The 13581-nt window shown below is 67.3% G+C and carries 14 protein-coding genes; 8 read left to right on the top strand and 6 right to left on the bottom strand.

Annotated elements, in window-relative coordinates:
- The first annotated feature begins 31 nt into the window (after window positions 1–31).
- The 7 genes from rodA to lipA all read left to right on the top strand — a co-directional run bounded on the left by rodA (window position 32) and on the right by lipA (window position 6460).
- Window positions 32–1135, top strand: a complete 1104-nt coding sequence (gene rodA, locus CFE50_RS09860) for a rod shape-determining protein RodA (RefSeq protein ID WP_085982634.1) — start codon at window positions 32–34, stop codon at window positions 1133–1135.
- A 21-nt stretch (window positions 1136–1156) separates the two neighbouring features.
- A complete protein-coding gene (gene mltB / locus CFE50_RS09855; RefSeq protein WP_286733104.1) occupies window positions 1157–2179 on the top strand; it encodes a lytic murein transglycosylase B in 1023 nt (340 codons plus the stop codon).
- On the top strand, window positions 2179–3168 hold the full coding sequence (locus tag CFE50_RS09850) for a septal ring lytic transglycosylase RlpA family protein (RefSeq protein WP_286733360.1): 990 nt from the start codon (window positions 2179–2181) through the stop codon (window positions 3166–3168). The genes mltB and CFE50_RS09850 overlap by 1 nt, the downstream gene beginning before the upstream one ends.
- A 126-nt stretch (window positions 3169–3294) precedes the next feature.
- Window positions 3295–4455, top strand: coding sequence for a D-alanyl-D-alanine carboxypeptidase family protein (locus CFE50_RS09845; RefSeq protein ID WP_007159663.1), 1161 nt, complete (start codon window positions 3295–3297; stop codon window positions 4453–4455).
- A 73-nt stretch (window positions 4456–4528) separates the two neighbouring features.
- Window positions 4529–4804: a DUF493 domain-containing protein gene (locus CFE50_RS09840; protein ID WP_007159662.1), complete on the top strand. Its 276-nt coding sequence runs from the start codon at window positions 4529–4531 to the stop codon at window positions 4802–4804.
- Window positions 4804–5460, top strand: a complete 657-nt coding sequence (gene lipB / locus CFE50_RS09835) for a lipoyl(octanoyl) transferase LipB (protein ID WP_007159661.1) — start codon at window positions 4804–4806, stop codon at window positions 5458–5460. Before CFE50_RS09840 ends, lipB begins: the two co-directional genes overlap by 1 nt.
- Before the next feature lies 1 nt (window position 5461).
- Window positions 5462–6460: a lipoyl synthase gene (lipA, locus tag CFE50_RS09830; protein ID WP_241807727.1), complete on the top strand. Its 999-nt coding sequence runs from the start codon at window positions 5462–5464 to the stop codon at window positions 6458–6460.
- A gap of 123 nt (window positions 6461–6583) precedes the next feature.
- Here the strand turns inward: lipA and pgm are convergent, their stop codons facing one another.
- Both pgm and CFE50_RS09820 read right to left on the bottom strand, forming a co-directional pair.
- Entirely contained in the window at window positions 6584–8248 is a 1665-nt protein-coding gene (gene pgm / locus CFE50_RS09825; protein WP_241807726.1) for a phosphoglucomutase (alpha-D-glucose-1,6-bisphosphate-dependent), read from the bottom strand.
- 159 nt (window positions 8249–8407) lie between these two features.
- Complete coding sequence (locus CFE50_RS09820) at window positions 8408–9157, bottom strand: sulfite exporter TauE/SafE family protein (protein ID WP_286733097.1); 750 nt, start codon at window positions 9155–9157, stop codon at window positions 8408–8410.
- A gap of 103 nt (window positions 9158–9260) precedes the next feature.
- Between CFE50_RS09820 and CFE50_RS09815 the strand changes: the two genes are divergently transcribed.
- Complete coding sequence (locus CFE50_RS09815; RefSeq protein ID WP_286733095.1) at window positions 9261–10163, top strand: LysR family transcriptional regulator; 903 nt, start codon at window positions 9261–9263, stop codon at window positions 10161–10163.
- A 46-nt stretch (window positions 10164–10209) separates the two neighbouring features.
- Here the strand turns inward: CFE50_RS09815 and CFE50_RS09810 are convergent, their stop codons facing one another.
- From CFE50_RS09810 to CFE50_RS09795, 4 genes are all read right to left on the bottom strand, one after another.
- Complete coding sequence (locus CFE50_RS09810) at window positions 10210–11532, bottom strand: lytic murein transglycosylase (protein ID WP_286733094.1); 1323 nt, start codon at window positions 11530–11532, stop codon at window positions 10210–10212.
- Window positions 11533–11605: 73 nt separating this feature from the next.
- Window positions 11606–11767, bottom strand: coding sequence for an alternative ribosome rescue factor ArfA (gene arfA / locus CFE50_RS09805; protein ID WP_286733092.1), 162 nt, complete (start codon window positions 11765–11767; stop codon window positions 11606–11608).
- An 88-nt stretch (window positions 11768–11855) separates the two neighbouring features.
- Complete coding sequence (gene holA, locus CFE50_RS09800) at window positions 11856–12893, bottom strand: DNA polymerase III subunit delta (RefSeq protein WP_115945853.1); 1038 nt, start codon at window positions 12891–12893, stop codon at window positions 11856–11858.
- A 48-nt stretch (window positions 12894–12941) separates the two neighbouring features.
- Window positions 12942–13556, bottom strand: coding sequence for an LPS-assembly lipoprotein LptE (locus CFE50_RS09795; RefSeq protein ID WP_007159655.1), 615 nt, complete (start codon window positions 13554–13556; stop codon window positions 12942–12944).
- Between the last annotated feature and the right edge of the window lie 25 nt (window positions 13557–13581).

The following is a 13581-nucleotide window of genomic DNA, read 5'->3' as shown; positions in this document are numbered from 1 at the left end:
CTTCGATCGCACCATCCCCGAAGGGGACGTGATGAAGCGGCGCGCTACCCTGCTGCAGCGCCTGCACATCGACGGCCCCTTGCTGATCCTGCTGCTGATGCTGGGGGCGACCGGCCTGTTCGTGCTCTATTCCGCGGGTGGCCGCAATCTCGACCTGCTGTTCAAGCAGGCCAGCTCCTTTGGCCTCGGCCTGGTGGCCATGGCCGTCGTCGCCCAGCTCGAACCCCGCTTCATGGCGCGCTGGGTGCCCCTGGGCTACGTGATCGGCGTGGCCCTGCTGGTGGTGGTGGACGTCATGGGCCACAACGCCATGGGCGCCACCCGCTGGATCAACATTCCCGGGGTCATCCGCTTCCAGCCGTCGGAATTCATGAAGCTCCTGATGCCCATGATGATGGCCTGGTACCTGTCCAAGCGCAGTCTGCCGCCCAACTTCAAGCACAGCGTCATCAGCCTGTCGCTGGTGGTGGTGCCCTTCGTGCTGATCCTCGACCAGCCCGACCTCGGCACCGCCATGCTGGTGCTGGCCTCGGGCGGCTTCGTGCTGTTCGTCGGCGGCCTGCAGTGGCGCTGGCTGATCGGCGCGGTGAGCGCCGCGGTGCCCCTGGCGGTGGCCATGTGGTTCTTTGTCCTGCACGACTACCAGAAGCGCCGGATCCTGACCTTCCTCGATCCGGAGATGGACCCCCTGGGTGCCGGCTGGAACATCATCCAGTCCAAGGCCGCCATCGGCTCGGGCGGGGTGTTCGGCAAGGGCTGGCTGCTGGGTACCCAGTCTCATCTGGATTTTTTGCCGGAAAGTCACACGGACTTTATCATTGCCGTCCTCGGCGAAGAGTTCGGCATGGTCGGCGTCTGCCTGCTGCTGGTGCTCTATCTGCTGCTCATCGGTCGCGGCCTGACCATCACGGTGCAGGCCCAGACGTTGTTCGGCAAATTGCTCGCCGGCGGCGTGACCATGACCTTCTTCGTCTATGTCTTCGTCAACATCGGCATGGTCAGCGGCCTGCTCCCCGTGGTGGGCGTACCGCTGCCATTCATCAGCTATGGCGGCACCTCGGTGGTCACATTGTTCACCGGGTTCGGAGTTTTGATGTCGATCCACACGCACCGCAAGTGGATCGCCCAGGTTTAACACGCAACAAAGAAGGGTTAGATGCCGACAATGGGATGGATGCGTCGCTGCCTGCTGAGCCTCGGGCTCGCGGGTGCGATGGGCGTGACGACCGGCGTCGTCGCGGGTGACTACGATGCGGCACCGCTGACGCGCGACTTCATCGCCGAGATGAGTCAGAGCTATGGCTTCGCCCCGGAACAGCTGCAGGCGCTGTTCGGCGAGGTCGAGCGCAAGCAGGCCATCCTCGACGCCATCTCGCGACCGGCCGAGCGGGTCAAGCCCTGGAGCGAATACCGCCCCATCTTCATCACCGATCGGCGTATCGCCCAGGGCGTCGAGTTCTGGAAGGCCCACGAAGAGGCCCTGGCCCGCGCCGAGCGCGAATACGACGTGCCGGCCCAGTTCATCGTCGCCATCATTGGCGTGGAAACCTTCTACGGCCGCAACACCGGCAACTACCGGGTGCTGGACGCGCTCTCGACCCTGGCCTTCGACTATCCGCCGCGCGCGCCCTTCTTCCGCAGCCAGCTGCGCGAATTCCTGCTGCTGGCCCGCGAGCAGCAGGTCGATCCGCTCAGCCTGACCGGTTCCTATGCCGGCGCCATGGGCCTGCCGCAATTCATGCCGGGCAGCTTCCGCGCCTATGCGGTGGACTTCGACGGCGACGGCCACATCAACATCTGGTCCGATCCCACCGACGCCATCGGCAGCGTGGCCAACTACTTCAAGCGCCACGGCTGGTCCGGGCGCGGTCCTACCGCCATTCGCGCCCAGGTCAGCGGCGAGCGGGTGGAGGAGGGCGTGGTGGCCGGCATCGAGCCGGTCAAGAGCGTCGCCGAGTTGCGCGCCCTGGGCTGGAACGCCCAAGACCCTGCCCTGCGTGACGATTTGCGTGTAACCTCGTTCCGCCTCGACGGAGACAAGGGACCGGAGTACTGGATGGGCCTGCCCAATTTCTACGCCATTACCCGATACAACCGCAGCGTCATGTACGCCATGGCGGTGACCGATCTGGCCAATGCCATCGCCGAGCGCCATGCCGCCGAGGGTGCCAAGCCGTGATGCGCCTGACTGCCCTGGCGCGCCTGGCCGGTTGCCTGGGCCTCGGCCTGCTGCTGGTGAGCTGTTCCAGCCAGGCGCCCAAGCCGACCAGCAAGGGCGTGGCCGGACCGGGTGGCTACCTGCGTCCGCACCGTGACGGCGCGCCCTGGTGGGACGTGGACGTCAGCCGCATTCCCGACGCCGTGCCCATGCCCTACAACGGGCCGCTGAAGAACAATCCCTACACCGTACTGGGCAAGACCTATTTCCCGCTGACCGATTCGCGCAACTACCGCGTGACCGGCACCGCGTCCTGGTACGGCACCAAGTTCCATGGCCAGGCCACCGCCAACGGCGAGACCTACGACCTCTATGGCATGACCGCGGCGCACAAGACCCTGCCGTTGCCCAGCTACGTGCGGGTCACCAACCTGGACAACGGCCGCAGCGTGATCCTGCGCGTCAACGACCGCGGTCCCTTCTATTCCGACCGGGTCATCGACCTGTCCTTCGCCGCCGCCAAGAAGCTCGGCTACGCCGAGATCGGCACTGCCCGGGTCAGCGTCGAAGGCATAGATCCGCAGCAGTACTGGGCCCAGCGCGGCCAGGCGGTGCCCATGGTGCTGGCCCAGCCGCGCCAGGCGCCGGTGGCCCAGAAGACCACCGAGACCCAGACCTTCGGCGCCATCGAGACCTATACGCCACCGGTCAACCAGCACGCCGAGCCGGTGACGCCCGCGGCCTTCGACGCAAAAAAAAACGTTTCTGTCCCAGCCGCTGGGCTCTATCTGCAGGTGGCGGCCTTCGCCAATCCGGACGCTGCGGAATTGCTCAAGGACAAGCTCAGCGACCTGACCGGTGCCCCGGTGTTCATCAGTTCGACGGTGCGCAACCAGCAGACCTTGCATCGGGTCCGCCTCGGACCGGTCCAGCCGGCTGAGGTCTCCCAGCTTCAGAACAGCGTACGCGTGGCCCGCCTGGGTCAGGCGTCTCTCGTGCAACCGGATTGAAGCAGGGATGCTTCATGACGCCCAGTCGCCGGCCCCAGCCGTCGTGATCCGCCTCGCGCGGATCGCCGTGGACCGTGCGGTCTGGGTCCGCTGCTCCTGCCATACCCCAACCTTTCAGAGATTCGGATGACAATCGCAAAACTCGCTCGACGCCTGCTCCTCCTAGTAACGATCGCCTGTGTCCCGGCCGTCTGGGCGGCCGAGACAATGGTTCCGGCGGCGCCCCAGCTGGCCGCCAAGGCCTGGATTCTCATGGATGCCAACAGCGGCGCCGTGCTCACCGAATCCAACTCCGACCAGCGCCTGCCGCCGGCCAGCCTGACCAAGCTGATGACCGCCTACATCGCCACCCTGGAAATCAACCGGGGTCGCATCAAGGAATCGGACATGGTCACCGTCAGCGAGCACGCCTGGCGTACCGGCGGTTCGCGGATGTTCATCAAGGTCGGCACCCAGGTGTCGGTCGGTGACCTGCTGCACGGCATCATCATCCAGTCCGGCAACGACGCCAGCGTCGCCCTGGCCGAGCACATCGCCGGCAGCGAAGACGCCTTCGCCGACATGATGAACACCACCGCGCAGAAGCTGGGCATGCAGAACACCCACTTCATGGACGCCACCGGCCTGCCGGATCCGAATCACTATTCCTCGGCCCACGACATGGCGATCCTGGCACGCGCCATCATCAACGCCGATGCCCAGCACTACGCCATCTACTCCCAGAAGGAATTCTTCTGGAACAACATCAAGCAGCCCAACCGCAACCTCTTGCTGTGGCGCGACAAGACCGTCGACGGCCTGAAGACCGGCCACACCGACGAAGCCGGCTACTGCCTGGTGGCCTCGGCCGTGCGCGACGGCATGCGTCTGGTCGCCGTGGTGTTCGGCACCAATAGCGAACAGGCCCGCGCCGCCGAGACCCAGAAGCTGCTGACCTACGGTTTCCGCTTCTTCGAGACCCAGTCCTTCTACAAGAAGGGCACCGAGCTGGCCAAGGCGCCGGTATGGAAGGGTGACAGCCGCGAAGTCCAGGCCGGTCTGGCCAACGACCTGACCATGACCCTGCCGCGCGGTCAGGCCAAGAAGCTGCATGCCGAGATGGTGCTCAATCCGCAGCTGATCGCACCCATCGCCCAGGGCCAGGTGATCGGCAAGGTCGAGGTGAAGCTGGATGACAAGGTGGTGCACACCGCCGACCTGGTCGCGCTGCAGCCGGTCGAGGAGGGTGGCCTCTTCCGTCGCCTGTGGGATAGCATTCGCCTGTTCTTCTACGGATTGTTCAACTGATCCGTCACCCTGGAAAGGCCCGCATCTGCGGGCCTTTCACCCCCTGCCGACAGAGCTCGGCCTGGAAGTCCGCATGACCGAAGACGTTAAACCCCCCAAGATCGAATTTCCCTGCCCGCGCTATCCGATCAAGGTGATCGGCGACGCCGGTGCCGATTTCGCCGAGCTGGTGCTCGACACCGTCCAGCGCCACGCCCCGGATCTGGATCGCGGCACCCTGGTGACCCGCGACAGTCGCAACGGCCGCTTCCTCTCCGTGCAGGTGCTCATCACCGCCACCGGCGTGGACCAGCTGCAGGCCATCCACCAGGACCTGCGCGCCACTGGCCGCGTGCACATGGTGATCTGATGACCACTCCCGCCCCGGCCAGCCTGGGCGTGCGCCGCTGGGGCCTGAGGCCCTACGAGGCGACCCTGGAGGCCATGCGCCGCTTCACCGATGAGCGCGGCCCGGCCACTCCCGACGAACTCTGGCTGCTGCAGCACCCCGCGGTCTTTACCCAGGGCCAGGCCGGCAAGCCCGAGCACCTGCTCGCCGTGGGCGACATTCCGGTGGTGCAGGTCGATCGCGGCGGCCAGGTCACGTACCATGGCCCCGGTCAGCTCATCGCCTATGTGCTGCTGGATGTTCGCCGCAAGGGCCTGGGCGTGCGAGAATTGGTCAGCGCCATGGAAGACAGCCTGATCGCGCTGCTCGCCGACTGGGGCGTGCAGGCCGCGGCCCGGGCCGATGCGCCGGGTGTCTATGTGGACGGCGCCAAGATCGCCTCCCTCGGGCTGCGCATCCGCAATGGCCGGTCCTTCCACGGCCTGGCGCTCAACGTTGACATGGATCTGGCACCCTTCCGCCGGATCAACCCCTGCGGTTATGCCGGCCTGGCCATGACCCAGCTCCGCGATCTGGTGACCGGGCCACTAGCTTTCGACGAGGTCCGCGAGTCTCTGGTGCGTCACCTGAGTCTGCGCCTGGGCTACCCCGAACCGATCACCCTGGAATCGGATTGACATGACCACTACAGTACAAGACAGTATCCAGACCCTTACCCCGCCCGCCCGCCCCAGCAAGGTGGAAGCCGGCGTCAAGCTGCGCGGCGCCGAAAAGGTCGCGCGCATCCCGGTAAAGATCATTCCCACCGAAGAGCTGCCGCGCAAGCCGGACTGGATCCGCGTGCGCATCCCGGTCACCCCCGAGGTCGAGCGCATCAAGCAGCTGCTGCGCAAGCACAAGCTGCACAGTGTCTGCGAAGAGGCGTCCTGCCCCAACCTGGGCGAGTGCTTCTCCGGTGGCACCGCCACCTTCATGATCATGGGTGACATCTGCACCCGTCGCTGCCCCTTCTGCGACGTCGGCCACGGCCGGCCGAAGCCGCTGGACGTGGACGAGCCGAAGAACCTGGCGGTGGCCATCGCCGACCTGGGTCTGAAGTACGTGGTGATCACCTCGGTGGACCGCGACGACCTGCGCGACGGCGGTGCCCAGCACTTCGTCGACTGCCTGCGCGAGATTCGCAAGCTGACCCCCGGCATCCAGCTGGAGACCCTGGTGCCGGACTATCGCGGTCGCATGGACGTCGCCCTGGCCATCACCGAGCAGGAGCCGCCGGATGTCTTCAACCACAACCTGGAGACCGTCCCGCGCCTGTACAAGGCCGCGCGCCCGGGTTCGGACTTCGAGTGGTCGCTGGACCTGCTGCAGAACTTCAAGAAGCGCGTGCCCCACGTGCCGACCAAGTCCGGCCTGATGCTGGGCCTGGGCGAGACCGACGAGGAAGTCATCGAGGTCATGCAGCGCATGCGCGAGCACGAGATCGACATGCTGACCCTTGGCCAGTACCTGCAGCCCTCGCGCAACCACCTGCCGGTGCAGCGCTTCGTCCACCCGGATACCTTCGCCTGGTACGCCGAGGAAGGCGCCAAGATGGGCTTCAAGAACGTCGCCTCCGGTCCCCTGGTGCGTTCGTCCTACCACGCCGACCAGCAGGCGCACGGCACCAAGATCAACTGATCCTGGCGTCGTCATGAAAAAGGGCAGCCCAGTGGCTGCCCTTTTCTATTGCGGATTTGAACGCCTCACCGCTTCCAGCTCCCTCTCCCTTCGGAAGAGGGTTGGGGTAAGGGGGGAGCGCCGTTACCCGCGCAGCACGCCATCCACCAGCGCCTTGGCTTCTTCCTGGATACGCCCCAGGTGGGCTTCGCCCTCGAAGCTTTCGGCGTAGATCTTGTAGACGTCCTCGGTACCGGAGGGACGGGCGGCGAACCAGCCGTTCTCGGTGACCACCTTGAGGCCACCGATGGCGGCGCCGTTGCCGGGGGCCTCGGTGAGGATGGCGGTGATCGGCTGGCCGGCCAGCTCCTTGGCGGTGACCTGGGCGGCGGAGAGCTTGCTCAGCCGAGCCTTCTGCTCGCGGTCGGCGGCGGCGTCGATGCGCTGGTAGACCGGGGCGCCGAAGCGCTCGGTCAGGGCCTGGTAGCGCTCGCCCGGGTCCTTGCCGGTCACGGCGGTGATTTCCGCGGCCAAGAGGCCGAGGATGATGCCGTCCTTGTCGGTGGACCAGGCGCCACCGGCCTTGCGCAGGAAGGAAGCCCCGGCGGATTCCTCGCCACCGAAGCCCAGGCTGCCGTCCAGCAGGCCGTCGACGAACCACTTGAAGCCTACCGGCACTTCCACCACCTGGCGGCCGATGCCCTGGGCCACGCGGTCGATCATCGAGGAGGACACCAGGGTCTTGCCGATGCCGGCCTGCTGGCTCCACTGCGGACGGTGGGTAAAGAGGTATTCGATGGCCACCGCCAGGTAGTGGTTGGGATTGAGCAGGCCCACCGAGCGGGCGACGATGCCGTGGCGGTCATGGTCGGTGTCGCAGGCGAAGGACACGTCGAATCTGTCCTTGTTCTCGATCAGACCGGCCATGGCGTGGGGCGAGCTGCAGTCCATGCGGATCTTGCCGTCCCAGTCCAGGCGCATGAAGCGGAAGGTCTGGTCGACGCGGGTCGACAGCACCTCCAGCGGCAGGCCATAGCGCTCGGCGATGCGCGGCCAGTAGTGCACCCCGGCGCCGCCGAGGGGGTCGACGCCAAAGGTCAGGCCGGAGCCGCGGATGGCGTCCAGGTCGATGACCTGGCCCAGGCCGCTCACGTAGCTGTCGAGGAAATCGAATTTGTGGGTGGTGGCGGCCTTGAGCGCCTGGCGGTAGTCCATCCGCTTGATGCCGTCGAGACCGGCCACCAGCAGGGCATTGGCGCGGTCCTGAATCCATTTGGTGACGTTGGTATCGGCCGGGCCGCCATTGGTGGGGTTGTACTTGAAGCCACCGTCGGCCGGCGGATTGTGCGACGGGGTGATGACGATGCCGTCGGCCAGGCCCGAGCTGCGGCCGGCGTTGTATTCGAGGATGGCGTTGGACAGCGCCGGGGTGGGGGTATAGCCCGGTTCGCCATGGGTTTCGGCGCAGCCGGCGTCGATACGAACTTCCACGCCGTTGGCGGCGAGCACTTCCAGGGCGGAGATGAAGGCCGGTTCGGACAGCGCGTGGGTGTCCATGCCCATGAACAGCGGGCCGTCGACGCCCTGGGCCTTGCGGTATTCGCAGATGGCCTGGGTGATGGCGAGGATGTGCCACTCGTTGAAACTGCCCTTGAGCGAGGAACCGCGGTGCCCGGAGGTGCCGAAGGCGACCTGCTGACCCGGATCGCTGGGGTCGGGGCGATCGCTGTAGTAGCGCGCCACCAGGCGCGGCAGGTGGGTCAGGGTGTTCTCGTCGGGAAGGCGTCCTGCATTGGGAGCGAGCGTCATGAAAGCGTCCTGTATACGTCGGAAAGAGACAGCGGTCAGGCACAAGGCCGGGTCTGAATGGGCAGCGCGGCGCGACGACCATTAGATTACGCCCATAGACCGTGCTGCCTGTCGAAGGTGCAGCCTACACCGGCTGGACCTGACAGCGCTGTGACGGGTTCAGCCAAGATAGCCCAGGCGCAGCAGATAATGCAGGACGGCGTAGGCGCCCAACAGCAGCAATCCCCCAAAGAACAGACGGCGGAACAGGCGTTCAGCGAGACGCTGGCGCAGGCGCTGGCCCAGCGCCATGCCCAGGAGGGCTGGTAGCAGCAGCAGACTGGAAGCCCCCAGGCGCTCGACCGCCAGGGCGTCCTGCCACCAGAGGCCCATCAGCAGGGCCAGGGTGGCGACGGTGAAGGTCAGGCCCAGTGCCTCGATCAGCTGTTCCTTGTCCAGCGCCAGACTCTGCAGATAGGGCACTGCCGGCAGCACGAAGACCCCGGTCATGCCGGTGATCAGACCCGTGACGAAACCTACCAGCGGAGCGACCTTGCCCTCATGACGACCAGGCGCGGGCAGGCGCCAGCCTGTCCAGCCGACCAGGCCATAGGCGACCAGCACCGCGCCCAGCGCGGCGGCGAGTCCGGCGCCATCGCCCCCGGTCAGCAGCGGGATGCTGAGCAGGGTGCCGGGCACCAGGGCCAGTTGCAGCGGCAACAGACGCTTGAACGTCGGCCAGGGCGAGGGACCGGCGCAGAATTGCCAGACGTTGGTGAGCAGCGAGGGAATAAGCAGCAGGGCGGCGGCTTCGGCCGGCGTCATCAGCAGTGCCAGCAGACTCATGGCCACGGTGGGTAGGCCCAGGCCCAGCACGCCCTTGGTCAGCCCCGCGAGCACGAAGATCAGGATACAGAGCAGCAGGGTCATGGTCGTCTCCGCGGGTGGAGGGGTTACCATGGCGTCCAGGACCGCAGGTGAGAAGCCGGGATTGGCGAAGGCTGCCTACGGTCGGCACAGAGGCTCTGCGGCGATGCGCTACGACCTGCTCGACCTGCGTCTGTTTCTCCATGTCGTGGCGGCGCGCAGCATCACCCTGGGCGCCGAACGGAGTCACCTGGCGCTGCCTTCCGCCAGTGCCCGCATCAAGGCCCTGGAGGACAGCCTGGGTACGCCGCTGCTGATCCGCCACGCGCGTGGGGTACGCCCCACCCCGGCCGGCCTGACCCTGGAGCGCCATGCCCGGGCGATCCTGCAGCGACTGGAAGACATGGACCAAGACCTCGTGGGCGCAGGGGCGGACAGCCGCACGCGGGTACGGCTGCTGGCCAACGGCGCCGCGCTGATGGAGCACCTCGATGCGCCCCTGGCCGATTTCCTCCAGGCGCAGCCCCGGGTGGACGTGGACGTCGAAGAATTGCCCAGCCCGCGTATCGTGCTGGCGCTGCGTGAGGGGCGTGCCGACCTGGGGATCTTCGTTGCGGCGCCGGGACTGGAAGGGCTGCAGGTCCGGCCATTCCGGATGGATCCCCTGGTGCTGGTCACGGCGCCGGGTCGCCTGACGCTCGGGGACGGCGAGGCGGTCGACTTCGCCGATCTGCTCGAGCAGCCCTTTGTCGGCCTGTCCCGCGGCAATGCCTTGCAGCTACATGTGGAAGCCCAGGCGGCGCAATGGGGCCGGGAGCTGGCGATCCGTATCCGGGTGCCGAGTACGATCCAGGCCTGTGCCCTGGTCGCCCGTGGCCTGGGCGTGGCCATCCTGCCGGCCACGAGTCTGCTTCGCGCAGGGCCGGGCCTGGCGCTGGCTCGTCATCCGCTGAAGGACGCCTGGGCGCGTCGTGACCTGGTGGTGGGTTGCCGGGATTTCGCAGAGCTGGCGCCGGCGGCGACAGCGCTGCTGGAAGCGCTGGTGGGGGAGGTGGCGCACCCGGGCTGACGGCGGACGCCCCCTGCCGCGTATGGATAAGGGGCGTCGTCGGGTCCTAGCCGCGTAGTTTGTCCAGCAACTGATGGTTCGGATAGCCGTCGGCGGGCCAGCCCTGGGACTGCTGGTAGGCGCGGATGGCCTTGCGGGTGTTCGCGCCGATGATGCCGTCGGCACTACCCGGGTCGAGCCCCAGGGCGGCCAGGCGCTGTTGCAACTCCACACGCTCGCTGCGACTGAGCGGCAGGTCGTCGGTGGGCCAGCTGCCGGCGATCTGACCGGCGTCGCGATAGCGCTCCGAGAGCAGCGCCACGCCCAGGGCATAGGAGCTGGAGTTGTTGTACTTGAGGATGGTGCGGAAGTTGTTGAACACCAGGAAGGCCGGACCGCGATGACCGGCGGGCAGCAGCAGCGAGGCGCTGTCGCTCGGCTGGGCGGCCGGTTGCGGCAGGCCGAGGCCTTGGATGCCTAGGGCGTTCCACTCGGCCAGGCTCTTGCGCACGCCCATGTCGGCCAGGCTGTAGTCGAAATTGGCCGGTACCCGGACCTCGTAGCCCCAGGGCTTGCCGTCCTGCCAGCCGGAGGCCTTGAGGTAGTTGGCGGTGGAGGCCAGGGCATCGGCGGTGGAGCCCCAGATGTCACGGCGACCGTCGCCGTCGAAGTCCACCGCGTACTGGTCGTAGGTGGTGGGGATGAACTGGGTCTGGCCCATGGCGCCGGCCCAGGAGCCGATCATGCGGTCGGCGGTGACGTCGCCGTGCTGCAGGATGCCGAGGGCGGCGATGAGCTGGTCCTGGGCGAAGTCCGGGCGGCGACCTTCGTAGGCGAGGGTGGCCAGGGAGCGGATGACGCCCTTGTTGCCCATGTTGTTGCCGTAGTTGCTCTCCATGCCCCAGAAGGCCACCAGGCGCGCGGGCTCGATGCCATAGCGGGCCTCCAGGGAGGCCAGCAGCCCGGCCTGCTGGATCAGCAGGCTCTTGCCGTTGCGCACCCGCAGCGGCGATACGGCGGATTCCAGGTATTCCCAGACCGGCTTGGTGAATTCCGGCTGGCTGCGATCGGCGGCGATCACCGTTGGATCGGGTTGCACGCCGGCAAAGGCCTGGTCGAAGGTGGCGGCCGAGATGCCGCGGCCCAGGGCCAGGGTGCGAAAGCGACTGCGCCATTGCTCGAAGCTTTCATCCGGCTGCGGCATGGCCTCGGCCGCCGAGGCGGGGGCATTGGCCGCGGGCGCGGGTTTGGACGAGGAGGGTGAAGAGGGCGCCGCAGTGGGCGTCGTCTGAGTCTGGGCGCAGGCGGCCAGGGCGGCGGTCAGCAGGGTGACCAGGGTTCCGGCGAGGAGGCCGCCGGTCTTGAATCCGCGGGTTTTCCCGAATTGCATCTGTCTCCACCGGACGTCTAGGCAGGAAGACTCACCTTAGCACGGCCCGGGTGCTGGCGTCTGGACGCGGCTTTCAGGCGGCCAGAAAGACCGAAGCCTTCTCGTCTTGCAACGAGAAGGCTTCGCGGCGGTAGCTGCCTTTGCCCTTGGCGGGCTTTTCCTGTCGAGCGCGATAACGGGGATCGCTGACGAGGATCTTGGCCTTGTTGGGGCCGCGGCTGTATTTCTTGGCCATGATGCGTGCTCCGGGGGTTGGGGACTCCCCCTTGATGGGGGCGCGCCAGTCTATTGCAAGGGCCGGGCATTACAAGTGCCGGCGAGCGTCAGGACCTGGGCAGGGCCAGCCGCTTGCCGGCGAGCGTCAGCGCCAGGCTGGCGAGGGTCAGCCAGACCTCGCCGGGTGCCTGGCCCTTGATCTGTTCGTCGGCGACCTGGGCTTCGCGCAGCAGGGCTTCCAGGCGGCGCGCGCCCTGGCGCTGCAGGGCGCGACTGACCAGCGGGCGCCGCTTGTCCCACACCGGCGGCTTGACCTGGGTGAAGGCGCGTTCCAGCGGCGTACCGCTTTCCTGCAGATGGGCGAGGTTGGCCAGCAGCCGCAGTTCCCGGGCCAGGGCCCAGAGCACCACGGCGGCTTCCACGCCTTCGCCGCGCAGGCCTTCGAGGATGCGCAGGGCATGTTCCGCATCGCCGGCCAGGGCGGCGTCCAGCAGGCCGAAGACGTCGTAGCGGGCACTGTCGGCCACCGAGGCGCGCACGGTCTCGGCATCCACCTGAGAGCCTTCGATGAGCAGGCGGAGCTTTTCGATCTCCTGGGCCGCGGCCAGCAGATTGCCTTCCACCCGTTCGGCGATCAGGTCGACCGCCTCGGGGGTGGCGGCCAGTCCCAGGCGCGACAGGCGCTGGTTGATCCACTGCGGCAGCTGCGCCAGCTCCACCGGCCAGATCTGCACGAATTGCGCCTGCGGGTGCTCCAGCAGGGCCTTGGCCCACTTGGTCTTCTGGGCGGCGGCATCCAGGCGCGGCAGGCTGATCAGCAGCAGGGTGTCTTCGGCGGGGCGAGCCAGGTAGTCGAGCAGGGCGGCCGAGCCCTTGTCGCCCGGCTTGCCGGTGGGCAGGCGCAATTCGAGGATGCGCTTCTGGGCGAACAGCGAGAGGCTGGCGCCGGCCTCATAGAGGCGACCCCAGTCGAAACCGGCATCCACGTCGAAGACCTCGCGCTCGTCGAAGCCCTGGGCGCGGGCCGCGCCGCGAATGGCATCGCTGGCTTCCTGGCAGAGCAGCGGCTCGTCGCCGCTGACGGCATAGACGGCGGCCAGCGAGCCCTGGAGCTGCTTGCCGAGCTGGTTGGCGTTGAGTTTCATGCTGAACCGGAATGGCAAACCGGAGCCTTGCGGCTCCGGATGCGGCGCTTAGCGCGCGGGGGTGGGGATGTCGATCGGCGACTGCTGCGGCGGGGCGGACTCGCGGGCGCGGCGATCGGCTTCGGCCTTGGCGGCAGCGCGCGCATCGGCGTCGCGCTGCAGCTTCTCCAGGCGCTCCGGGGTCACGGCCTGCAGGCGGGCCGCCAGCTGTTGCACCAGCTCGCGACGCATCTCGCGGCGCAGTTGGTCCTTCTGCTGTTCGGAACCGACGATGTTGTTCTGGTCGGTCACGTAGTAGCGCTGGGTTTCCAGGTAGTCGCTGACCAGCACCGCCTGGTTCTTGCCGATGATGGTATAGGGCTGACGGGTGGTCAGCTCGACCTCGGCACTGCGGGCGCCGCTGGTGTAGCTGGCGGTGCGCTCGCTCTGGGCTTCGCCGCCCAGGTCCAGGGTGTAGGGCGCGCCCGAGGTGACCCGCACATGGGCATCGTCCAGCATGTCGCGGACGTCCTTGACGGTCTGACCATAGGCGTCGCGCGCCGTCAGGTTCAGCTCGGTGAGGCTCAGGCGGGTTTCGCCGGTGCCACGCAGCTGGAAGCCGCAGGCGGTCAGCAGGGTCGCCAGGCCGACTACCGCAAGGCCGGGGAGAATCCGTTTCTTCATCTGTTGTCTGCTCCGTTCGCGTGTC

It is taken from the genome of Pseudomonas sp. PGPPP4 (assembly GCF_002256045.1).
Lineage (GTDB): Bacteria > Pseudomonadota > Gammaproteobacteria > Pseudomonadales > Pseudomonadaceae > Chryseomonas > Chryseomonas oryzihabitans.
This window is presented reverse-complemented; position numbering and strand designations above follow the sequence as displayed.